The sequence below is a fragment of the Mycobacterium sp. SMC-16 genome (assembly GCF_046250085.1).
In the GTDB taxonomy this organism is placed as follows: Bacteria; Actinomycetota; Actinomycetes; order Mycobacteriales; family Mycobacteriaceae; genus Mycobacterium; species Mycobacterium phocaicum.
In genome coordinates this window covers 5,989,340-6,012,098 of record NZ_CP176427.1, presented here as the reverse complement: position 1 = coordinate 6,012,098, position 22,759 = coordinate 5,989,340, and the positions used below count along the sequence as shown (strand labels likewise).

Here is a 22,759-nt window from a genome sequence, read left to right as displayed (position 1 = left end):
ACGTGGCGGGATCTCACGGATGATGGCGGAGTGATGGCGGATCCGCCAAATTGGTGAGACACGCGGGTTGTTCAATCCGATGTCTGCGCCGACAGCCATGTCACGATCAGGTCACCAAAGCAGTCTGATCCGATTGCAGGGCCGAGGTGATCGCCATGGGCCGCAGTGGAGACAAGGCGTCGAGTGTCTCTGTCTCATACCGACGTGCAGACGACCTGAGTGAAGTGGCACGAGAGTGGACTGCGGCAGGGATCGACGAACTTGCCAATGCGGCGCCGTGGCGGACCTTTCGGTGGCACCGCGGACAGAAGCACTACTCGGGTACCTACTGGTCGAGCACCATCGGTAACCACGTCATCTACGAATCGCGACTTGAGTTGGCGCGCTTGCTATTTGCCGACTTTGATACGAGTGTGCAGAACATCGTCGCCCAACCATTTCTGCTACGAGCGTCGGTCGACCGCAAGCTACGCAAGCACGTCCCAGACTTTCTATTGGTCACGAATACCGGCCCTGTTGTCGTGGACGTGAAGCCAGCCCGTCGTCTGGCCGATCCCGAGGTGGCCTTCACGTTCGAGTGGACCCGCGAGCTGGTTGAGGCGAAAGGCTGGCGTTACGAGGTGGCGACCGAGCCCATCGCTGCGGAACTGCAGAATGTCCGCTTCTTATCGGGATACCGGCGCAACTGGCTATTCCGGTCTGAGCTCCTGACACGAGTGCGGGGGAAGGATCTGGACGGCCTGACACTCGCAGACGCGCTCAAGTGTCTGCCGGATGAACCGGTCCAACACGTCAAATCGAGCCTGCTGCACCTTGTTTGGCGCCAAGAGCTGCTGATCGATCTGAGCGCGCCGCTTAGCGGACGAACGGAACTGAGGAGACCAGCATGAGTTCAGCTGCGGTTCGGATCGGTGTAGGCACACGACTTGTGCACGACGGGGAGCTGGTCGAGATCGTTGAGATCCACGCTGGCCGGACGGGCATGGACGTCGTGTTGAAATGTACGTCGAAGCAAGCCCTCATCCGTGCGAGCTTCAACGAACTCCTCACGTCTGGGGCCACGCGAGTTATCCCCGAACGGGACGGGCCGACAGGTGATGACGACTTCGAGCCGGCCGGGGTTGTTCTTGCTCAGCTGAGCGGCGATGAGCGTAACGAGGTGATCGACCGAGCGGCGCACGTCCGTGAGGTGCTGACTGGGTTCCGTTCGGGTAGTAAGGAATTGGCGCTCCCCGGGGAGCCGCGGTCGGAGTACCGAGGCGATGTCCCGCTGTCGAGACGTTACGCGAGCAAAGCGCGTGAGCTTGGTGCTGGGGTGCGCTCGATCGAGCGTTGGGTGCAGCAATTCCAGAAGAGCGGTGAGGCGGGACTTGCGCCGACGCACGATCGCGCGGGTGCTGGCCCGGGTGCGAACGTCGACTCTCGGTGGACTGAGACGGCAGTTGAGGTGATGGTCGAGCACGCAGACCAATCCCGGCCGTCGCAAACGATGGTCATCAAGCGAACCAACGCGCGGATTGTCGCTCGTTTTGGCGAAGGGGTCGTTGAAGTCCCTTCGCGTGCAACAGCATTTCGTGTTCTTGCCGAGCTAGAAAGGCGGTACCCGACCTTCCGGTTGAGTACGAAACGCAACCGCGACATCGCCGACCGTCCAGACGGGTTATACGGAAAGCTCCGCCCGACCAGGCCCGGCGAGTACATGCTGATGGACACCACGCGCCTGGACGTCTTTGCGATGGATCCGATTACGTTGCGGTGGGTGCAGGCGGAGTTGACGATCGGTATGGACTGGTATACCCGCTGCGTCACCGGGATTCGGTTGACACCGGTGTCGACGAAGTCAGTGGATGCGGCTGCAGTCCTGTATCAGTCTTATCGGCCACGGCCAGCCGGCAAGAACTGGCCGACGCATGCGGTGTGGCCCGAACATGGTGTGCCGAGGTCCGTTCTGATTGACGTGCAGGCGGTTGACGGCGCGTTCGTCGGCGCAGCGGGCCCGGCGATCGTGCCCGAGACCGTGGTGATCGATCACGGCAAAATTTACGTGTCCGAGCATATGACGAGTGTCTGTCAGCGGCTCGGGATTTCGATCCAGCCGGCCCGACTACGAACAGGCCGAGACAAAGGGCCAGTGGAGAGATTCTTTCGCACGATTCGCGAAGACCTGCTCCAAATCCTCCCCGGATACAAGGGTCCAGATATTCACTCGCGAGGACTCGACCCGGAGTCGGAGGCGTTCTTCTATCTTGACGAGTTGGAAGCGATCATCCGTGAGTGGGTGGCAGTGGAGTATCACCGCCGACCGCATGACAGTCTCGTCGATCCGCATGTGCCAGGGCTACGTATGTCCCCGGCACAGATGTTTGAACACGGCATTGCTCGCGCCGGCTACATCGAGGCGCCACGTGATCCCGATTTGGCGTACGAGTTCCTGAAAGCCGAGTTCCGCAAGGTGCAGCACTACGGGGTGGATTTGGGTGGTCGCCGGTACAACGGCATGTCATTGAGCCCTTACCGCAATGTGGCCAGCCCGTATAAGGGAAAAGCCAAGGGGGGCTGGCCTATTCACTACGACCCCGACGACGTCACCCGCGCCTACTTCCGCGATCCGGAGACCCGCAAGTGGCACACGTTGATGTGGGAACACGCACCGTCGATGGAGATGCCGCTGAGCCAGGATGCGCTGCAATTCGCACGTAAGCTCGCCGCTTCAAAGTACACCTACCCCGATGATCGACTTGCGGTCACCGATCTGTTGGAGCGGTGGAACCTCGGGTTGGGCTCCACGCTGGCGGAACGGCGGATGGCGTTGCGGCTGTCCCGCGAAGACACACTGATCGACCAGAGTGCTGCGCTGAACGAGGTTGGCACCCTGCCGTCAGTAGCCCGCGTGATGGCCACAGCCGATGCTCCCGCCGATGAGGATGCGGACACGCCTGATGTACCCGATCCCGAGACCGGTGATGACGACACCGAGGACGAACTCGACGACTACGTGAGCGACTTCTACGCCGACGCGCTGGAGGACGCGTGATGGCCACGAAGAACCACGCACAGCAGCAGACCGAGGCCCGGCTGGACAATCTCACGTTGGCACGCAAGGAGGGCTGGCAGCGATTCGTAAACACCGCCGCCCGTATCCCACCGGAGCCACTGACCCGCAGCCAACTTGAGGCGCTGGGCGAAGCGGCCTTCGCCGACTACAACCGGCAGCGCCGCGAGTGGCACGCCAATCTTGGCCCGATCAAAACGCCGCAGCTCGCCGCCCTGCATGAGGACCTGTGGGACATCGTCGACAGCAACGCCCAGGACGGCGACAAAGCCAAAGGCGCGGTGGCGATCGATGCCTTTCCCGGACTCGGGAAGACCACTTCGGTGCTGGATTTCGCCAAGAAGTTCCATCGTCGCGAAATCAACGAGCAGGGAACCGAAACCAATGCGGGCCACGAGCGTTGGCCGGTGTGCCGAGTGGGGTTGACCGGCAATACTGGGATGGTCGAATTCAATAAGGCGATGCTCGGCTTTTACGCCCATCCAGGGGTCACACGGGGCAAGGCAGCTGACTACGCCTATCGAGCATTGGACAACGTCCTGAGCTGCGAGACCAAGTTGCTCATCGTCGATGATCTGCACTTTCTCCGCTGGCGCAACACAGTCGGGGTGGAGATCAGCAACCATTTCAAATACATCGCCAACGAGTTCCCCGTCACTCTGATCTTCGTCGGCGTCGGTCTGGCAGCTCGCGGCCTGTTCTCCGAAGGCCATTTCTACGAAGACGCCGTAATCGCTCAAACCGGTAGGCGGACAACAAACCTCGATATGAGGCCGTTCACCATCGAAGGGGACGAAGGTCGCCGTCAGTGGCGCCAACTCCTGCTCGCCCTGGAGCAGCGGATCGTGCTGGCCGACCACCATCCCGGCATGCTCGTCGACGAGCTTTCGGACTACCTGTTTGCGCGTAGTACCGGGCATATCGGATCGCTCATGACGTTGATCAATCGGGGCTGTCAACGCGCCGTTCGGACCGGGGCTGAAGTCCTTTCCCGCGAATTGATGGATCGCGTCAAGAACGATGCGGCGTCGGAGAAAGCCCGTCAGGAACTGGAGATCGCATTTCAGGCGCGGCGGTTGACGACTCGAATCGGTAAGGCAGGGTAACCGTTTGCGTACCTTGCCGATCCGCGTCAACCCGATTGATGGTGAAGCCCTCGATTCCTGGCTCGAAGCGCTTGCGCATCGCACGCACACGGCATTCGGAGACCTTCTTCAGGCGGTCGGCCTCGCTACACACCCGCAGACAACCGCAGCCTGGTGGATGGTAGGGCTGAGTTCCACCGAGATCGAGACGGTCAGCGCGGTGACGGGCGTTTCATCGGCCACGCTCAATCGCATGACGCTGCACCGCTACGCCGATGATGCCGTGCATCTCGATCGACGGTTGTATGTCGCAGAACGGTACCTGCCGTGGAGCACACCGACCGGATCGGGCTTTTGCCCGGCGTGCTTAGAAGAGACCGGTGGGAGATGGAACCTCGATTGGCGGCTGGGCTGGACATTCGTCTGCATCAAGCACCATTGCTTGCTCGCGCATGCCTGCCCAGAATGCGGCGGTGTGCAGCGTGGGCGGGCACATATCAAAGAGACCATCCCCCAACTAGGACGTTGCTCCAACCCGGCAACGTCAGCGCTCGGTCGCTCACCCAAACGGTGCGGGGCCGACCTCTCACACGCGAGGGTCTCCATCTTCAGAATCGAACACCCCGTGATAAAGGCGCAACAAACCGTCAATGCCATTATCGCCACGGCGACACCAAGATTCGGTCTCTACAACGCGCACACCCAGCCACGCGCCAGCGTCCTCGCCGACATTCGGGCCGTCGCCGGACGCGTGTTGGCTTATGCCACACCACGCGATCTCGAAGCCGTCATCCCCGCTGACCTGCTCGCCGTCTACCGTGGCCCGATCCGCCGGCCTTCCTCCCGACGTGGACCCAGCCGAGACCCGAGACAGGTGGTGCCGACGCCCGCTGCAAGTGCGGCGGTCGGCGTGGTCGCCGCGCTGAACGTGCTTGATCACGTGAGTGTCGCCGGCGCCGGGGAGGCGCTGCGCTGGTTAGTGCAATCCTCGCGGGACCAGGGATTGTCTGTGACAGCAACAAACATTGGTTGGGGAAAGGGCATCTCCGCCGCACTCGTCGGAGCCCAACTCGCCGCGCTGGGACCTCTACTCAACCCCAGCGACCAACTGCGTTACCGCATCGGCACACCGATGCCGACGCATCCCGCGCCCTCCGACGAACACAGCACCATCCTGGCCAAACGACTGCCGCCCATGCTGTGGCCGGCCTGGTCATTGCGATTCTCGATTCCGAAATGCCATCAGCGCCAACTACGGCCCGCGCTCGCCGTTGCGCTTCTGCTCGTCCATAGCCGGCTCAGTCTGGACGACGCGGCGCGAATAGTCGACTGCCCCATCAGCGGCCAGGCGGTATCGCGCGTGCTCCAGCTCCTCGAAGACCACGAGCGCTGGCCCGACATTCGAGCCGGACTCATCCGAATGGCCGAACGCCTGGCCACCGAAAACGTACCCATCGACTACCAGCTGCGCCGACGCCTCAACTACAGCCAGCTACTACCAGACACGACGTGGGCACAGATCTGTCGCGACACCGGCACCCCTGGCGCGGGGACTGCTCGGGCCAAGATCGCCCGCAGTTACCTTTTCGAACAACTCAGCGGACTGCCCTCAGCGGCCGCACCGTGGGGTGCCGATGACAGCGCATTCCGAAGCAGAGTCGCCAACTTTCCGCAGCACCTCAGCCCAGCACTGTCAGCTGCGCTCAATGGGCACGCACAGGAATTTCTGTCCGACATGGACATTTTCGGCGAACCGCCTGTGTGGTCTCCACCATCCAACGTCCTCGATGGCCTTCTGCTACCTGGACCTAATCCCGACGACCTGAATGTCGCTGAACTACGCAATCTGGTGAATGCCGAACAGATGACGCTCGGCAATGCCGCCAAGCTCATTGGCACCAGCCTCGACACAGCGCGACACGTCCTACAGGTAGCAGCCGTTGCCAGTTCGTCCGCAGTCGACGCCGACCAGGCTGCGCCGACTAGCGCATCCGCGTATTGTGCCGCTCGGGGCGCGCTCCCCCGCTCACGCTTCGTCGAGCTCTATCACGATCAGCGAATGTCATTGCGGGACATAGCCGTCGACGTCGGAGTCAGCCGTCAGACGATTGCCCGCCTCGCACACGACTATGAGGTCTCTGTGCGGCAACCCTGTCGGCACACCAGAAACCCGGTAGACCGCGACTGGCTCTACGAGCAGTACGTCACTGGACGACGGGCCCTCCCAGACCTCGCACGTGAGGCCGGGATGAGCACCAGCAGCATGGCCCGCTGGGCAAAGACGCACGCTATCCCCTTGCGCGGGCGAGGTGGACAGAGCCACAGCGCAAGCCTCGCCGCCCAGCGCGATGTCCCTAGCGCCCTGGAACACGACTCCACGCTCGTCGGAACCCGCACATGGCAGCGTCTGCAGCTATTCGCGTGTGCTGCTCGTTACCGGACACTTACCGTTGCCGCGCAAGAACTTGGCGTCCGCCCGATCAGCCTCATCAACCGAATCAAGTACCTAGAAAGCGAACTCGGTATGCAACTGCTCGTTCGTCCAGAGAATGGATGCGCAATGCAGCTCACAGACGATGGAATCCAGATGCTGAGATCCCTCAGGCAGACGTCCGACTAACGTTCGCGGCCGAATCCCCGACTTAACACCGAGTCGGTGTACTCCGGCGACGATCCGACGTCAGGGCCATCCTTGATCATGCCTACAAACCTCGGGGGCCAGGTCCCTCGCGGCGTGGCTTGAGCTGCGCGGGACAGCCGACGTGCGTCCGCGAGTAGGGTATCCACTTGGTCGTCGGGCATGCTGTCGATCAGGCGGAGCAGCTCATCGCGACTTGCGGTCATTGTTTCAATCTAAGTCGTACTGACATTGAATGGCCGCACACACCACGCGCGGCCGCGACCAACCAGCCGACAACTGCTCAGAGGTGCACCGGGCGACGGTGGGGACTGCGCCGGGTTCAGTTGACTCGCTGATGTGCCCTGGGTTGCATGGAGTCGGTTGCTCGACTTTTGGTCACGACGTCCCTTGAAGGAGCCGTGTCCATGGCCTGGTGGATGCACCCGACGCTCGATCAGTTCGGCCCAGTTTCAACTGCGAAATACGTCGAAATCGGCGTCGATGACCACTGAATCTGTCCTGTAGCGTCAATTCAAACCGTGTTCGTTGGGGGATTTCGCATGGGAGAGCTGCACGTCGACGTGGACGGTCTGCGTAGCGGAGCGGCCAGCAGCGGTGCGCTCGCCGCGGGGCTGACCGCCGGCGCTGACGCGGGTACTCCAGGCGCGACCCATGCCAGCGTCGCCGGGGTGGCCGCCATGGACGCCGCGATCGCCGCGACGGCGACCCTTTACTCCGACCGCATCACTGGCCAGGCCGACGCCCTCACCTCCGGCGCCACTGGCTACCAGGAGACCGACGAAGGTGGTGGCCGGGCCGTCACGGCGGTGTCAGTGTGAGCGCCGTACCCGCCGACGGGGGCGAGCGGCTGCCGACCCGTCAGCAGATCGAGACGTGGCCGACGCAGCACCTCGACGACGCCGCGGACAGATGGGACGCGAAGGCCACCACGTCGGTGGCGGCGTTCGAGCAGCACCACCGCAATGTCGTCTCCCCGGGCGGCACCGCATGGACGGGCTCCGGTAACGAGGCGGCCGTCAACCGGGTGACCACTGACCTGGGAGTGGTCCGCCACCACGCCGACGTGAAACGCGAGGCGACGAAACTAGCCCGCACCGGCGCTGAAGATGTCCGTGCAACCAGGAAGCTGGTGATCGATGCCATCACCGAGGCCGAGGATGACGGGTTCGCCGTCGCTGATGACCTGTCGGTGACCGACGTCCGCCGCTACGACATCACCACCATTCGGGAGCGTAACCAGGCCGCCAAAGACCACGCCGAGTTCATCCGGTTCCGGGCTGCGCAACTGGTGGCAACTGACAAGCTGGTCGGGAAGCAGCTGAAGGCCAAAGCCGTTGAACTGCAAGCGATCAAGTTCCAGGGCGAGGGCACGGACGCGGGATCCGATAGCGCCAGTTCCCACGTACAGCTCGTCGACCACACGTTCAAGATGGACCCACCGCCTCCTAGTCCGGGTCAACCACAACCACCCGGTGGCTGGAGTCGCGATCCCGCGATGGAGGACGCCCAGCGCATCGCCTACGGCCATGCCTGGGAGAAACACCTCAGCGACTGGAAGGGGATGACGCAGGAACAGCTCGCGGAGCGCGTGCACGACATGCTCACCGGTGATCCCCGCACAGATCCCTCGCTGCATGTGGGTGCGATACCGGGCCGATCGTCGACGGCGATCTACAAGGACGGCATCCTCGTGATCCATGACCCGATGACCGGCGATGGAGGCACGGTCTACCGGCCGACGGACGGGTTCAACGAGTTCCTCAAGTGGGTTGGTGGCGCCGGCGCTGCCGCTCCCGTCATCAGCGCACCCCCGAACCTGCCGCCGACGGTGCCTCACCCCCTGGAGCACCCCCTGCCGACAGCTGTTCCGCACGCACCGGTCACGCTTCCGCCGCTGCCTGCCGATCCGATTGGGCTCCCACCGTGGTTGGCGAACCCTTCACCTCCTGCCACACCGGTGTCGCCGGTGGGGCCGTTCGTCCTTCCGAGCACCCCGCTGGCGCCAAACCTGGGTGGGGGCCTGAACCCGGGTCAGGTCAGCGCACCTGCTGCAGCCGCTGGCGGCCTGAGCCTCGCCGCGATACTGGGCCTGTTGCTGCTGTCGCCGGGCTGAGGGTGATCATGAAAAATACTGCGAATGAACGGGGTTGATGGGGCGATGAGTGACACTGCGGCGTTCGGGCACCCACACGGAGGCGAGTCCCCGTGGGGTCGCGTCCTGGCCGAGTCGTCGCTGCTCGACCTGATCGCGTCCCACGTCAACGGGTGGACTCCGCTGCCGGCTGCGGAGGCATCGTGGCTGACCGAAAGCCCGGTGCCGGACGGGTGGCAGATGCTGGCGGTCGACGCCGACGCCGCGACTCCGCTGCGTATCGTCGGAACAACCGTGGAAGGGCACCCCGGATTGGCCGGTCTCCAGACACTGAGCGCGTTTCGGTTCACCGGCGCACCCAACCCTGATCTGCTGGTGACGAACGCAGACAAGGGCCTTCGAGAGTGGGATGCCGACGGGATTAGAGCCGATCTGGTGGTCCTGCCGAACCTGCCCGGCGTGTGCGGTGTGCGCGCCAGCGGCTTCGTCGCGGCCGGTAACGAGTTGCTTTGGGTCGAGTACTGCACATATGTGCGAGGTTCGACCGAGCCTGATCAGGGGCTGGCGGTCGAGCAGATTTTCGCCGCCGCCGCAGGACAGCGGATGCGCCTTGGCCGTGGGATCGGTGCGCTCGCCGCCGCCGTGGAGGACGCGTTCATCGGGCGTATCGGGGCGACGGAAGACGATGTTGCGGCAGCAGTTGCCGACCACGCCGAACAGATGCGACGTGACGTCGCCGCCGGACCGGTGCTGTCTGGGGAGCAGAGGCGGTTCCTTGATGCCGCGCTGTCGGTGTGGGGCGGGATCGCCTCCAATCAATCGCCGCCGATCGAAGCGCTCGGCTACACCGACAAGTCGGACTTCGCCGCAGATGTCGCCCGGCTCCGTGATCAGCTGGGCCGTGATCACCCCGACCTGTTGCCGGTGGATTGGTCGCGCATCCAGTTCCTCGCCGAAATCAGTTGGGCCAGTGACATGTTCGGCGCCGGGGTGGAGTTCGAGCTGGTTAGCCCTTTCACCGACTCCGAATCGCTCGCCCTGCTGCGATCCATTCAGCGCGCACTGATCCGCATCGTGAACCCCACGTTGGTGTTTCCACGCGCAGACACCGACAACCGCTGACAGATTGAATTGCGGCCGCTTGGCGGCGTGGGTCACTGAAAGAGTCTGAGGCTGCGCTAATCGTTGAGGGTGCCCGGCGCTAGCGCCACCGTGAGCGCGCTGTCGAGCGCGGCGATGGCCGTCCGAAGGTCCTGCACCATCTGCAGGTGCCCGTCGGCAGCGTCGCGCGCATTCTGGGCGGCTCGGAGCGCGGCGTCGCTGGCAGCTGAGGCGGCGGCCTTCGCATCGCGGGCGATTGCTTTGAGGGTCTCCGGATCAGCGGGAGCGGCGGCATCGGCGGAGCTGTGCACAGGTGTGCGCAATTTGGCGGCCAGTTTCGCGGCGGTGGGCAGCTCTGGGTGAGACTCGACGAACGAGACCAGATCTCCCCAGCGGAACATCTGTTTGCCGCCGACATCGTGCCCCGGCAGTGCGTGATGAGGACGCCCGGACCAGTTTTTGACCGTTGTCGCACTGATTCCCGCTTCGAGCGCTAGCTGCCGCGCGCTGAGCATCGCCGAGTCATCCGGCCACGACATCATCACCGTCCATGTGTGCACTTTCCGTGTGTCCAGAGTCGCGCAAGTGTGTACATATGGCAAGGTGAGGTCATGTTCCATCCGGTAGCGGTCACTGAGCCGGTGCGGCCCGCTGATCTCACCGGCCCCGGGTGGGCGCTCATTGACAACGGTGCGGTCACCGCAGGTGGGCGTGGCGATGCGCTGGTGCTGTTCAATCACGACGAGATCGCCCGACGGGCCGAACACGGACTGGGCGCGGTGACGAACTATGCGTTGCTCGGCGCGCTGCTGAATTTGCCATTGGACACACCTGTGCGCATGCGCACACTGAGCGTGCATGACATGGTTATCTTGGGTGAGGCACCACCCGGGGTGATTGACGTCGATGAAGCGGGCTGGGTGACTCGACGGTTGGCGGCCCCGCTAACGGTTGCGGCAGCCATTGTCGAGGGCACGGGGTGGCGCAACATCACACGTCGTGCCGCGCGATTCCTGCCGTTCTGTCAACAGATCGCGCTATTTCCCTGCGCACCAAGAGGATTCAGCTCGGTAGCGTGGGAGGCTTCATTCGCCGGCATAGGCGTGTGGATACGAGGCGGCGAGGACATCACAGAGGCTCTGTGTGCGCGCCCGTACGTGCGGCGGTTCTGGAAAGCCGCAGGCTGGGAATTCCAGGAAATTGCCTACCGCGAGCATCTCAAAGCCACGCGCCCTGCGGTGTTGTCAGGCGGCCCTGCGGGTCGTCGAGTTCGCACAACGCGCGCAGCGTCCGATCCGCGTCAACTGTCGCTGCTATAGGGTTCATTTGCAGGTGAGCGGCAAGTGCGTTACAACGTCGCCGATCGAGCCATGCCCGTTGAGTCGCAGGCCCGCGTGCAGTGAGAGCATCGACCAGCGCGTGAGTGGCATGAAGGTTATGGCGCAAGATCGCGAGTTTGTCCGCATCGGTGCACTGGAAGCTATCGAGCCGACGCCCACAGTCATCGCAGGTATCAACTGCGCTGTTGGCGAACCATTTCGCGTACGTGCGCGGGCTACGGTGCTCCAGTAGCGACGGCAGGAAAAGCCCGGGGAGGAACCCATCGGAGTCTGGGCAGAACCCCTTGTCGTTAGGTCCCGCCGGGTTGCGTGCAGCACCGCTGACACCGACCACAGCCAGCCCTGCGCCGCACGCGATTGCGTCGCTCGCGATCAGAGGGTCGACGCCGATGATCCAGGCTCCCGGATGCTGTTGGAGTACACGCCGCATCCCCTTGATCCGGTTCTTGGCGTGGGTTGCGAATGGCCGATTGGAATCGGTGAATATGAAGGCGAATTGGCGGGGCGGGGTGTCCCTGAGGTGTGAAAGAAAAGTATCCAGATGGGGCGCTTCGAGCATGTCCGCGCCGGTCGGAACCAAGGTAACCAGTTCACGACGCGTGCCAGCGGCCGTTGCTGTTGGCCGTCGTTGAAGATGACGATGTCGGCGTCATCGGTGTTGATGACGATGCACTGATGAGAACGCCCCGCTCGACTGTGGCGAGCGGGGCGTTTGTGATCTCGGTGACGGGATCCTCGTCGCGGTGACGTGGTCGTCGCCGTGGTGAAGCGGATCGGGTTCAGTCGGTTGCTGTTTCGCTGATGGCGATGCGGGCGGCTTTCTCCCCGACGATGGAGTGCCCGGCGGCGAACGCGGCCGTGAGCGCGTGCAGGGCGAGATTGTTGACCGCACGCGGATGTCCACGGGAGGCGTTGTGGATCAGGGTCATCGCGTCGTCGGCGAACAGCGCATCGGAGCGGCCGGCGATCTTGGTGTGATGCCCGATGTAGTCGGCGGTGTCGGCCGCTGTCATGCCGGGCAGGGTGTAGCGCACGGCGATGCGCTGATCCAACGCGGCCAGAACACCCAGACGCAGTCGGTGCCGCAGGGTGGGTTGCCCGACCAGGACCACGGCGAACGGTGAACCACTGTCCATGTCGTGGTTGGTCAGCAGCCGGATCGCTTCGAGTTGATGGTTGTCGAGCAGGTGGGCTTCATCGACGACTAACACGGGGTTGCGGCCACGTTCAGCGTGCTCGGCGGCCAAGGCGTCTGCGGCTTGGGGAGCCAGCCGGGCGGTGTGAAACGCCGGGGTGTGCCCGAGGGTGGCCACGATGTGGGTGAGCATGCCGCGCACCCCGATGGTGGGGTTGGCGAGGTAGATGATTACGTGCCGCGCCGGATCCAAGGAGGTGGCTGCCGCGCGGATCGCGACGGTTTTGCCAGCGCCGACTTCGCCGGTGATGACGCCGATGGCGCATTGGTCCACACACCAGCCGATGCGGGCGATCGCTTCGCTGTGGCCGGGGTGGCGGTGCAGCATCGACGGCGCCAGATCCCGCCCGAACGGCATCCGTGTGAAGCCCCAATGTGATTGCAACCGTTGAATACTCACGCCGACACCCCGTCCTCGAACTCGTCCTCGGTGGGAGCGAGGTCGGTGATCGAGAGCTGAGCGGCGACCTGGTCGCCGTCGGAGTCGGTTCCGTAGAGGGCGTGATAGCCGATACGTTCATCCTCACGCAGCTGCTCGTGATGGGCGGCAGCGGTCAACGCCAGGTAATCGATCCCCGTCGTTGCCGGCGGGGTCTCGACGGTCTCGGGTCGGGCTTTCGGGTGGGCATGGCGGCTGATGGTGTGCGGTGTCGCGGCACCGAAACTCTGGTCGCGGTGGCGGACCTCGACGGTCTGCAGGTCGAACGGGGAGAACACCAGCTCCACGCGGCGCCCGGCCAGGGCGGGGTCGACCTGGTAGGTGTTGGAATGCAGGGAGACGGTGGCGGTCTTGGTCACCACCCGAAATTCCGACCACAAGAACGCCTCGGTCAGATCCGCCGCCGTCGGCAACTCCGGAGTGTGACCAAGGCGGTCCCAGCCGGTGTCCCAGCGCTCCAGTGGGGATTGCCCGGTCTCGGTATGGGTGCGGCGGTGGTATTCGGTCTCGACCCAGGCCATGAACAGCCGGTTGAGCTCCAACAGCGCACCGGTGTGGTCGACCCCGGCGGCGGCGAGGTCCTCGGTGGTGGTGTCGGTGACCTCAACGAGGAACTGCCCACGCACGGTGCGGAAGAACCGTTCAATCTTGCCCCGTCCCTGCGGGCGCCCGGGCGCCGAATGTACCAGTCGGATACCGAGTTTCGCGCACGCCCGCAGCAGCCAGGCATCGACGAACGCCGAACCATTGTCGACATAAATCGAGGCTGGCACGCCGCGGGCGGCCAGCGCGGGTTTGAGCGCGGCCGCCAGACGCACGGTGTCCTCGGCGAACCCGAACCGGTGACCGACCACCAACCGAGAATGGTCGTCGAGGAAGGCGAACAGGTAGGTCTTGCGGTCACCGACCCGCGGACCGTGCAGAGCGTCGCCGACCCACAGTTCGTTGGGGTCGGCGGCTTCGAACCGGCCGAACACCTCCCTGGCGCCACCGGCGGCCGGGCCCATCAGCTCGCAGCGATGGAAATGGCGCAGCAGGGTCGATTCCGAGGGTGCCCATCCGGTCGCGGTGCGCAGGATGCGGGCCACCTGGGCGGTGGTGCGTGACGGATTCTCCCGCTTCAACGAGGCGGCCAGCTCCAGCACCCCGACATCGGTGCGGGTGGCCAGCCGGCGCGGCTCGGGCACCAACGCTTCGAACCCGCCGGCCCGGTAGCGACGGATCCAACGGTCCAGGGTGGCTCGCGCGATCTGGACCTGGGTGCCGAACGGGTCGATATGGCGACGTTCGGCGATCTCGCGGACCAGCCGACCCCGTTGGCGGGTCGATAACCCCTCGTCCAGCGCCGGGCAGATCAGCTGATACCGGAACAGTCCGATCGCTTGGGCCCGCTCCCGACGCTTGTGCTCCTCCAATGACACCGCAGTGCCCTCCTCGCAGTCGAAGGCCCTGCCCGAAACCAATGCCGGGCAGGTGCCTTCGCGAGGATCACCGATCACGCCGCGCCGCGTCAGAGGCAACTGGTGTTGCGTACCGGACCTACCGCATCCAGGACCAGCCCGGTGAGAGCAGCCGGCCGCCGCTGACCGCGACCAGCACCTGTGCCGGCGTCACCGCGCCCACCAATCCGGCCGGTCCGAACCGCTGCCGGATCGCCGCCGCCGCGGCGTTGACCGCCGCCACCACGTCACCCCAGGGACTGCTCCGCTCGTCGGGAATCGTCACATCGATCCCGACTCGAACCGCCACCATGAGGAACCGCGCCCGAACCGCCTCAAGTCGCCCGCCGGCCCGACGTAGCCAGCCGCGGACCGTGGCCGCCGGAACCCGCAACTGCTCAGCGATCTGCCGATACCCCTGCCCGTGGCCGCGCAGCGACAAAGACTCCCAAATCACCTGTGCCGCATAAGCCCTACGCAGCAACACCGTGACCGGCAACAACACATGGGTCACCAGACACGACCGGCACCGCGCCCGCCGCGGCCGAACCGCACCGGCCAGACCGACGACACGGCGAGTGCGGGCGAATCCCCAGCCGCCAAGAACACCCTGCGAGCACGCCGGGCAGCTGATCTGGCCAGCTGCCAACCGGGACTCGACGCAGACCAGATCAGCCTCTACCGTCACCATCAGTGCCTCCGTGCACTACAGCGCGGCACCCTGCGAGCCCGCCAAGACTTCGGCGGGGTGCCGCGCACCCATCAGTTCCTCATCACACTGATGGTGCACACCACCAAGCTCAAGCCGGCGGGCCACGCCACCGATCACATCGGCAAGATCAATGACGAATGGCCACCCCGTGATAGCCATCCAGAGAGACGGTCAACAGACGTCATCCGGACAGAAGTGGGAGATCCAGTGCGCCAAGGAGGAGGGCAAGCCACTGCTCGGAGTCTGGGCTTACGCCTCCGACCGTACGAATCTCGCCGGCGTCCGGACGGTGCCCTGGACCGACGCGAACATCGCCGGCTTCATCGACTCGCTCTGATGCCGAGGGACACGCGCAAGGCGCTCATCATCGGGATTGATCACTATGACCAGATCCAGTCGCTCAGCGGCGCGGTGAACGACGCTCACAGCGTTAAGGCCGCGTTGGAACGGCATGCCGACGGCACGCTCAACTTCGCCCAACCGCGGCTGATGACGGCTACCGGTCCGGGAGCAGCGGTGTCCCGCACGGAGTTGCGTGAGGCGGTCCAAGAGCTGTTCAAGGACGATGCCGAGATCCCGCTGTTGTACTTTTCCGGGCACGGCTACATCGACGGGGCCGGCGGGTACCTATGTGCTAGCGACTGCGCCTCCGGGCACGACGGTCTCTCGCTCAACGAAGTGCTGACCTTCGCCAACAGCTCGCCGGCGAAGAACAAGGTGATCATCCTGGATAGCTGCCACAGCGGGGTGGCCGGCACCAACCCGGTCGCGGAGCAGGTTGCCGAGATCAAGGAGGGAGTCACGATCCTGACCGCGTCGACCGCGGAGCAGTACGCGATGGAGTCCGGTGGCTCGGGCGTATTCACAAGCCTGCTTGTCGACGCACTGAACGGGGCTGCGGCCAATCTCGTCGGCGATGTAACCCCCGGCAGCGTCTACGCGCATATCGACCAGTCGCTCGGTCCGTGGGCGCAGAGACCGGTATTCAAGACGAACATCAAGAAGTTTGTTTCGCTGCGGGAGGCGGACGCACCGATCGAGCTCGTCAAGCTGCAGCAGCTCACTGTCCTGTTCAACCAACCGACCACGGAGCTTCAGCTCGATCCGAGCTACGAGCCTGAGCGCACGGGCAACGAGGACGACTCGGTTCCGCTGCCGGACCCGGCCAAGAACGCCGATTTCGCTGTGCTGCAGGAGTTGGTCAAGGTCAACCTGGTCCGCCCGGTTGGTGCGCCGCACATGTGGCACGCAGCGATGCAGGACAAGGCGTGCGAGCTCACCGTCCTTGGCCAGCACTACTGGAAGCTCGTGAAGCAGGACCTGATCTGATGCCGTCGACCGACGCAATTCGGAAGGTCCTGGAGAGTGAGCAGCTGGTCGACGAGCTCGCCGCGGTCGAGCACGAGCGTTGGGCGCACTGGCAGCGGTACGTCCATGACCACTGCGAGCGCCAGCGAGATGGATCCTTAGTGATTCCGGCCGAGCTGGCTGCGCGCTGGGAGGCTCAGATCGAGACACCATACGTCGGGCTGTCTGAACGGGAGAAAGACAGCGACCGGGAGCAGGTTCGTCGGTACCTCCCCGTGATTTCCGACGCTCTTACGCGATGACGACATCTAACGGCGGTTGAGGGTCCCGGGAGGCTACGCCGCTCGTGCGTGCGCGTGTCACCTTTGCAATTTGTCTGGGTGGACAGGGTTGCCCAGGCCACGGCCTGATGAATGGGGTCGGCATGCCTGTCGCTGCAGACAAGCAGTCGACGGTCCTGGCCGCCTGGAACGACGCTGCCACCGGGTCGTGGCGGCTTTCGCCGCGGCCACACCGGGGGGAGCCGTCGCCCGTTGAAAGACCCTCAACTCAACGCATCGGAGAAGCACGCACGCTGCGACAACCACCAGAAAGAACGGTAGGGCGACCGAGACCTCGACACCTATTCGAAAGTTCACATAGACCGTGAATCGCATAGAATCTTGACATATGTGGCAACTGCGTGCCACCCTCATGGCATGCCATTCACGGAAACGCTTAAGGACGCCGAGGGCCGCAAGGCCGGTAAGCGCCGAATCGTCCTGGTCGATATCGAAAATGTTGTCGGTGGCCTATCCGCTGTCCGCGATCACGTCTCATGGGCCAAGGCGGTCATAGGCGAGTGCGTTCCGGCGCAGCCTGGTGACCAGGTTGTCATCGGCGTTGGTCCAACTGGATTGCTGGACCTCGCCTGCGCATGGAAGAGCGTCAGGTACGTCATGCGTCCAGGCCAGAACGGCGCAGATTTGGCCTTGCTTGAAGTGCTCGGCGAAAACATCGCCGACCGCTTCACCGAAGTCGTACTGGTGTCGGGAGACGGAACTTTCACTCACGCCATTGCTGCACTCGCTTCGCGGGGAGTGAAGACAACTGTGGTTGCGCACGCCAGCGGTTTGTCTCGACGGCTGGAGTTCGCTGCCGGAGAGGTCCGGCTGCTTCCCGAGCAGCCCTCGCCGCGCTCTGTCGCCACGGTGTCGAATATGGATGTGGCCTGATGGGTGAATCGGCAGGGGTGCTGCTCACTCCGAGCGAGATCGCAGACCTGGCGGGCGTCACGCGAGGAGCAGTCACCAATTGGAGGAAGCGGCCGAGCGATCCGCCATTTCCAGATCCGGCGCCGGAGTCAGCGACCAAGCCGCTGTACGACCTGGATAAAGTCATCGCTTGGCTTGCGGAAACGAAGCCGGAGATTCAGATACAACGCGACAGCGGTCTGGCGGCGCTTTCGCATTCGTTGAACGCCCTGCGTGGACGTGTATCGGGTTCGGTAGCGGGTGAGCTCGCTCTAGCCCTGTGTTGTGCAAAGAAGCTGTCGCTAGAAGCCGTCGACGCGAATTGGAGGCTGATAGCGGCAGCCAGTCCGTCTCAAACGGCGGATGTACTGCGGCGCACTGCGACCGACGCGCAGTGGGACGACATCCTTTCAACCCTCGATGATGTTGAGCGGGAGACAAACGGGCGGCTCGACACGCTCCCGATCGCGGCCGTGGTGAGCGCCGTTGACGGGATCGAGCCTGACCGCTTGGCGATTGCGGCAGACGAGGTGCTCCGACGCGGAAGCGGTGAACGCGGGCGCGCCGCCGGGTACGGAGTCGGCGAACACGGGATTGTGAACTCGCGCGTATCAGAACTCCTTTCGAACCTCGCGTCGTCGACCAAGGGCCTCGTCTATGACCCCGCATGCGGGATTGCTGAGGCGCTCGTTCGGACTCGGACGAAACGCGCGGGGGGTGGCCGCTTGGTCGGCCACGACATCAATGTGCGCGCCATTCGGATTGCTCGCATGCGCAGCTTCCTGCATGAGCTGGATGCTGAGTTCGAGTGTGCCGACGTGCTGCTCGAAGACCCTGCCCCAGATCTTCGAGCCGACACCGTTGTCGCTGAACCTCCGTTTGGTATGGACTGGTCGCGCTCCCAGAACATCGCGGATCCGCGTTGGGCCTTCGGCATACCGCCCGCGAACAACTCTGAGTTGGCCTGGCTTCAGCACGCGATTGCTCACTTGAACCCGGACGGGAGTGCATACGTCGTCACATCCACGGCACCGTTGACGGCGCGTGGCAGCAGCGCCGCGATCCGCGCCGAACTGCTCCGATCAGGCTGGATCGAAGCCGTCATTCTGCTACCGCCAAAGATGCTGCCGCACACTACTATTCCGGTAGCACTGTGGGTATTGAGGCAGGCGGATCATCCGTCCAACACGGTTGACGTCTTACTGATCGACGCTTCGGCGGCGGAGAGGCCTGAGACACACGTCCTTGCGTGGCTAGACGACTGCCTAAACGGATCGGCGGTCGACGCGCCGCCGTACGCAGTGGTCACAACGTTGGACTTACTCGCTGAGGACGCACAGCTCGATCCTCGGCGCTGGGTACAAACTCCTGGCTCAGATCCGAAGGACGTGGCGGCTCGTCTCTCCGACTCGCAGCGTGTTCTCCAGAACGCACTCGCCTCGTTGTTGGATCGCGCGGTAGTGCCGGTACCGCAGGGACCGTCGGCAGCACCGCGGCTCCTGAGCGTGAAGGAACTAGTTCAACTAGGTGTGGCCTCGATTCAGAACGGACGCATCAAGCGGGATGACCTCGACGAGGCAGATGCCGCTGTGCTGATTACGCCGAGCGAGGTGCGCGACGGGCTACCGCTGCTCGACGAGTTGCCGACCGATGGACAGCCAAGCCTGGCAGGCGGACGAGACGAACGAACCCGAGCCGGCGACGTGCTAGTGACGACCTGGAATGCCGTCCGGGCGGTGGTCGATGAGCAGGGCGGCCGAATCATCGGCAGCGGAGTACATCGGCTGCGGGTCGATGACAAGCAATGCGAACCGCACTACGTAGCACAGTGCCTGTGCGGCAGTTGGAACGAACGATTCAAGAAGGGTTCGTCCATTCAACGCGTTGACCTGCGGGACCTCGAAATTCCGCTAGTCCCGCTACCGGATCAGGAACGCCTAGTCGAAGCCTTGCGTGAGATCGAGCAACTTGCTCGACATGCCGCGGAGGTGGCCGAGGCCGCTGCAGCTTCCGCCACCGCGATCCTCGACGCCGTGCGATACGACGCGCCGATGGGCGACAACAAGTGATCCCGCGTTCTGTCAGAACTGGGGTGCCACACTCGTGCGACACCCACGTTAAGCGCAGTTTCAGAAGGAGAGTCAATTGAGCAAGCTGGGCAACTTCGTGTGGGGTATCGCCGACCAACTCCGTGGTGTGTACAAGCCACACCAATACGGCGGGGTGATCCTGCCTTTCACGATCCTGAGGCGTCTGGACTGCATCCTCGAACCCACCCGTGATGAGGTGCGTGAGTTGGCCGAGAAGTACTCCGGAGGCGCGTTGGATGTGCAGGTGAAGCGCAAAACTGGCCTCGCCTTCTATAACACGAGCCCCTTCGACTTCAAGCTCCTCCTGAAGGATCCGGAGGGTCTGCGCGCCAACCTGATGGACTACATCACCGAGTTCTCGGCCAACATCGACGTCTTCGAGCGGTTCAAGTTCGAAAACGAACTTGCCACACTCGACGAAAAGAATCGGCTGTACCTCGTGACGTCGCAGTTCGCCGAGGTGGACCTGCACCCCAACTCTGTGTCCAACGCTGAAATGGGCGATCTGTTCGAGCACCTCATCTACAAGTTCGCGGAAGCTTCTAACGAAGAGGCCGGCGAGCACTACACCCCGCGTGACGCGATCCGGTTGATGGTCGATCTGTTGTTTGCTGAGGACAACGTTGCTCTACTCGAACCTGGAACCGTGCGGACTATCTACGATCCCACCGCGGGCACCGGCGGCATGCTCTCCGTCGCCGAGGAGCGACTTCTCGAACGTAACCCCGGTGCGCGGCTGCGGCTGTACGGGCAGGAAATTAACGACCAGTCCTACGCGATCTGCAAGTCCGACATGATCGCCAAAGGCCAGGACGTCGGGAACATCAAGCTCGGCGACACACTGGCCGACGATTTCTTCTTCGATCGCACCTTCGACTTCTGCATGTCCAATCCGCCGTACGGGGTGGATTGGAAGTCGTCGCAGGAGTCTGTGAAGAAGGAGGCGCTAGCTCAGAATTCGCGCTTCTCCCACGGCTTACCGTCAATCGGGGACGGACAGATGCTGTTCCTGTCGCATCTGGCATCGAAGATGCGGCCAGCGCACGACGGAGGTGGCCGCGCCGGCATCGTTCTCAACGGATCGCCCTTATTCAACGGAGCAGCAGAGTCGGGTCCCTCCCTGATCAGACAGTGGCTGCTCGAATCCGACCTGGTCGAGGCGATCGTTGCGCTACCGACGAACATGTTCTTCAACACCGGCATCGCCACGTACATCTGGATTCTCGACAACGCCAAGCGTCCTGAGCGCGCTGGCAAGATCCAGTTGATCGACGCGACATCATTCTGGACCAAGATGCGCAAGAGTCTGGGCTCGAAGAACCGCGAGCTTAATGGTGACGCGCGAGACCGGATCCTGGCGCTCTACGACGCGTTCGACGAGGCCGACCCCGACTATTCGAAGGTATTCACTGCCAACGATTTCGGGTACTGGGCGGTGACGGTGGAGCGGCCGCTGCTGACCGAGACGGGCAAGGTGTCGATGGATCGGAAGGGTTACCCGAAGCCGGACCCGAAACTGAGAGACACGGAGAACATTCCGTTCACCTACGGCGGTAACACCGCGGGCGATGCGGCTCGCGCGGAGACTATAAAGGCTTACTTCGAGGCGGAGGTTCTGCCGCACGTTCCCGACGCCTGGGTTGACGTCGCGAAGACGAAGGTGGGCTACGAGATTCCGTTCACCCGACATTTCTACAAGTACGTGCCGCCTCGACCGCTCGCGGAGATCGACGCAGAGCTTGAGAAACAGGTCGCCAGGATCATTGACCTGCTGCGCGAGGTGGAAGGATGAGTGCGACCGCCCTCCCCGCCGGTTGGCGCCGAGGCAACATCCGGCACTTCGCTGCGATGAAGACGGGGCACACCCCGAGCCGATCAGTGTCGGCGTACTGGGACAAGACTTCGATTCCCTGGTTCACACTGGCGGATGTCTGGCAGCTACGTGACGGTCGCCGCACCTATCTCGGCGAAACGGCGAGCCAAATCTCCGAACTTGGGCTCGCGAACTCAGCAGCGGAGTTGCTGCCCGCAGGCACTGTAGTCCTCTCACGCACTGCATCGGTAGGTTTCACAGGAATCATGCCGCGCCCGATGGCGACCAGCCAAGATTTTTGGAACTGGGTATGCGGCGACGAATTGCTGCCGGAATACTTGAACTTCCAGCTTCGATCGATGGCGCCTCAGTTGCGGGGCCTTAACATGGGATCCACTCATCAAACTATCTATAAGGCTGACGCCGCAGCTATAGAGGTAGTGGTGCCGCCAGTTCCCGAGCAGCGCGCAATCGTGGACTTCCTGAACCGGGAGACGGCCCGCATCGACACGCTGATCGACGAGCAGCAACGGCTCATCGACTTACTGCGGGAGCGACGGAAGTCAGTAATCGAGATAGGCACGGGATGGGATGGGTTGGTTCGGGAGGGATGGAGCAGTCAGCGTCTTTCCTGGATCTTCCGCAGTACTGCGAGCGGCACCACACCGAGCAACGAAGACATCGTTTACTCAGCGGGCGCCGAGATTCCGTGGGTCACTACTGGCGAATTGCGTGAGTCAGTAATTGTCGATACCGAGCGCGGCGTCACGTCGCAGGTACTGGATCGGTACTCGGCATTAAAGCTGCACCCGGCCGGTTCATTACTAATCGCGATGTACGGAGCGACCATTGGACGGATGGCGATCTTGGGTGTCGACGCCGCGTCGAATCAGGCCTGTTGCGCACTTGTGGGCCCCACGGGGGTGATCGCCGAGTTCGTGCAATACAGCTTGGTCGCCGCCAAGCCCCACTTGTTACTCGAAGCTGCCGGCGGCGGACAGCCCAACATCAACCAGGACAAGATCCGTTCGTTCCGAATTCCTGTTCCGCCGGTCGCTGAGCAGCACGGCATCGTGGCTTACCTCGACGAGCAGACTGCGAAGATCGATGTCCTGATCGCCGAGACTGAACGGTTCATCGACCTGGCGCTGGAGCGTCGGTCCGCTCTAATCGATTCAGCGGTGACCGGTCAAACTGTCTTGCGGGCGGAGGTGGCCTAA

General features: G+C 63.5%; 19 protein-coding genes. 15 read left to right on the top strand and 4 right to left on the bottom strand.

All coding sequences use genetic code 11. The features are described from left to right. Positions 1-155: 155 nt before the first annotated feature. The 7 genes from ACJEIK_RS29170 (at position 156) to ACJEIK_RS29140 (ending at position 9,992) form a co-directional block, all read left to right on the top strand. The gene (locus tag ACJEIK_RS29170; RefSeq protein ID WP_237163075.1) at positions 156-890 is read left to right on the top strand and encodes a TnsA-like heteromeric transposase endonuclease subunit; all 735 of its coding nucleotides are present in this window, start codon (positions 156-158) and stop codon (positions 888-890) included. Beyond that, positions 887-3,034, top strand: a complete 2,148-nt coding sequence (locus ACJEIK_RS29165; RefSeq protein WP_133428373.1) for a Mu transposase C-terminal domain-containing protein — start codon at positions 887-889, stop codon at positions 3,032-3,034. Before ACJEIK_RS29170 ends, ACJEIK_RS29165 begins: the two co-directional genes overlap by 4 nt. Then, complete coding sequence (locus tag ACJEIK_RS29160) at positions 3,034-4,158, top strand: AAA family ATPase (RefSeq protein ID WP_133428372.1); 1,125 nt, start codon at positions 3,034-3,036, stop codon at positions 4,156-4,158. The genes ACJEIK_RS29165 and ACJEIK_RS29160 overlap by 1 nt, the downstream gene beginning before the upstream one ends. A 4-nt stretch (positions 4,159-4,162) precedes the next feature. Then, entirely contained in the window at positions 4,163-6,757 is a 2,595-nt protein-coding gene (locus tag ACJEIK_RS29155; RefSeq protein WP_409430799.1) for a TniQ family protein, read from the top strand. Between the two features lie 560 nt (positions 6,758-7,317). Then, positions 7,318-7,596, top strand: coding sequence for a hypothetical protein (locus ACJEIK_RS29150; RefSeq protein WP_064857766.1), 279 nt, complete (start codon positions 7,318-7,320; stop codon positions 7,594-7,596). Next, positions 7,593-8,891 carry a hypothetical protein gene (locus ACJEIK_RS29145; RefSeq protein ID WP_064857765.1) on the top strand — a complete coding sequence of 433 codons (1,299 nt, stop codon included), beginning with the start codon at positions 7,593-7,595 and terminating at the stop codon, positions 8,889-8,891. Before ACJEIK_RS29150 ends, ACJEIK_RS29145 begins: the two co-directional genes overlap by 4 nt. Positions 8,892-8,936: 45 nt before the next feature. Next, positions 8,937-9,992, top strand: coding sequence for a hypothetical protein (locus tag ACJEIK_RS29140; protein WP_064857764.1), 1,056 nt, complete (start codon positions 8,937-8,939; stop codon positions 9,990-9,992). Between the two features lie 56 nt (positions 9,993-10,048). On the opposite strand, the gene ACJEIK_RS29135 is transcribed toward ACJEIK_RS29140, so the two are convergent. After that, positions 10,049-10,516: a hypothetical protein gene (locus ACJEIK_RS29135; protein WP_409430798.1), complete on the bottom strand. Its 468-nt coding sequence runs from the start codon at positions 10,514-10,516 to the stop codon at positions 10,049-10,051. Between the two features lie 66 nt (positions 10,517-10,582). Here ACJEIK_RS29135 and ACJEIK_RS29130 point away from each other — a divergent pair, with 66 nt between their 5' ends. Further along, complete coding sequence (locus ACJEIK_RS29130) at positions 10,583-11,290, top strand: hypothetical protein (protein ID WP_131808659.1); 708 nt, start codon at positions 10,583-10,585, stop codon at positions 11,288-11,290. Between the two features lie 800 nt (positions 11,291-12,090). On the opposite strand, the gene ACJEIK_RS29125 is transcribed toward ACJEIK_RS29130, so the two are convergent. The 3 genes from ACJEIK_RS29125 to ACJEIK_RS29115 all read right to left on the bottom strand — a co-directional run bounded on the left by ACJEIK_RS29125 (position 12,091) and on the right by ACJEIK_RS29115 (position 15,075). Continuing rightward, complete coding sequence (locus tag ACJEIK_RS29125) at positions 12,091-12,864, bottom strand: ExeA family protein (protein WP_226522213.1); 774 nt, start codon at positions 12,862-12,864, stop codon at positions 12,091-12,093. A gap of 38 nt (positions 12,865-12,902) precedes the next feature. Then, entirely contained in the window at positions 12,903-14,366 is a 1,464-nt protein-coding gene (locus tag ACJEIK_RS29120) for a DDE-type integrase/transposase/recombinase (RefSeq protein ID WP_071289796.1), read from the bottom strand. Between the two features lie 118 nt (positions 14,367-14,484). Continuing rightward, positions 14,485-15,075 (bottom strand): hypothetical protein, encoded by a 591-nt coding sequence (locus ACJEIK_RS29115; RefSeq protein ID WP_061000565.1) that lies wholly within the window; start codon positions 15,073-15,075, stop codon positions 14,485-14,487. A 151-nt stretch (positions 15,076-15,226) separates the two neighbouring features. Here ACJEIK_RS29115 and ACJEIK_RS29110 point away from each other — a divergent pair, with 151 nt between their 5' ends. The 7 genes from ACJEIK_RS29110 to ACJEIK_RS29080 all read left to right on the top strand — a co-directional run bounded on the left by ACJEIK_RS29110 (position 15,227) and on the right by ACJEIK_RS29080 (position 22,759). Next, positions 15,227-15,433, top strand: coding sequence for a hypothetical protein (locus tag ACJEIK_RS29110; RefSeq protein ID WP_409430797.1), 207 nt, complete (start codon positions 15,227-15,229; stop codon positions 15,431-15,433). Then, positions 15,433-16,425, top strand: coding sequence for a caspase domain-containing protein (locus tag ACJEIK_RS29105; RefSeq protein WP_135357881.1), 993 nt, complete (start codon positions 15,433-15,435; stop codon positions 16,423-16,425). The genes ACJEIK_RS29110 and ACJEIK_RS29105 overlap by 1 nt, the downstream gene beginning before the upstream one ends. Next, positions 16,425-16,706, top strand: a complete 282-nt coding sequence (locus ACJEIK_RS29100; RefSeq protein ID WP_135357882.1) for a hypothetical protein — start codon at positions 16,425-16,427, stop codon at positions 16,704-16,706. Before ACJEIK_RS29105 ends, ACJEIK_RS29100 begins: the two co-directional genes overlap by 1 nt. Before the next feature lie 396 nt (positions 16,707-17,102). Beyond that, the gene (locus tag ACJEIK_RS29095; RefSeq protein ID WP_135357883.1) at positions 17,103-17,618 is read left to right on the top strand and encodes an NYN domain-containing protein; all 516 of its coding nucleotides are present in this window, start codon (positions 17,103-17,105) and stop codon (positions 17,616-17,618) included. After that, positions 17,618-19,705: an N-6 DNA methylase gene (locus ACJEIK_RS29090; protein WP_135357884.1), complete on the top strand. Its 2,088-nt coding sequence runs from the start codon at positions 17,618-17,620 to the stop codon at positions 19,703-19,705. Before ACJEIK_RS29095 ends, ACJEIK_RS29090 begins: the two co-directional genes overlap by 1 nt. Before the next feature lie 76 nt (positions 19,706-19,781). Further along, positions 19,782-21,518 (top strand): N-6 DNA methylase, encoded by a 1,737-nt coding sequence (locus tag ACJEIK_RS29085; RefSeq protein WP_409430796.1) that lies wholly within the window; start codon positions 19,782-19,784, stop codon positions 21,516-21,518. After that, complete coding sequence (locus ACJEIK_RS29080) at positions 21,515-22,759, top strand: restriction endonuclease subunit S (protein WP_135357434.1); 1,245 nt, start codon at positions 21,515-21,517, stop codon at positions 22,757-22,759. The genes ACJEIK_RS29085 and ACJEIK_RS29080 overlap by 4 nt, the downstream gene beginning before the upstream one ends.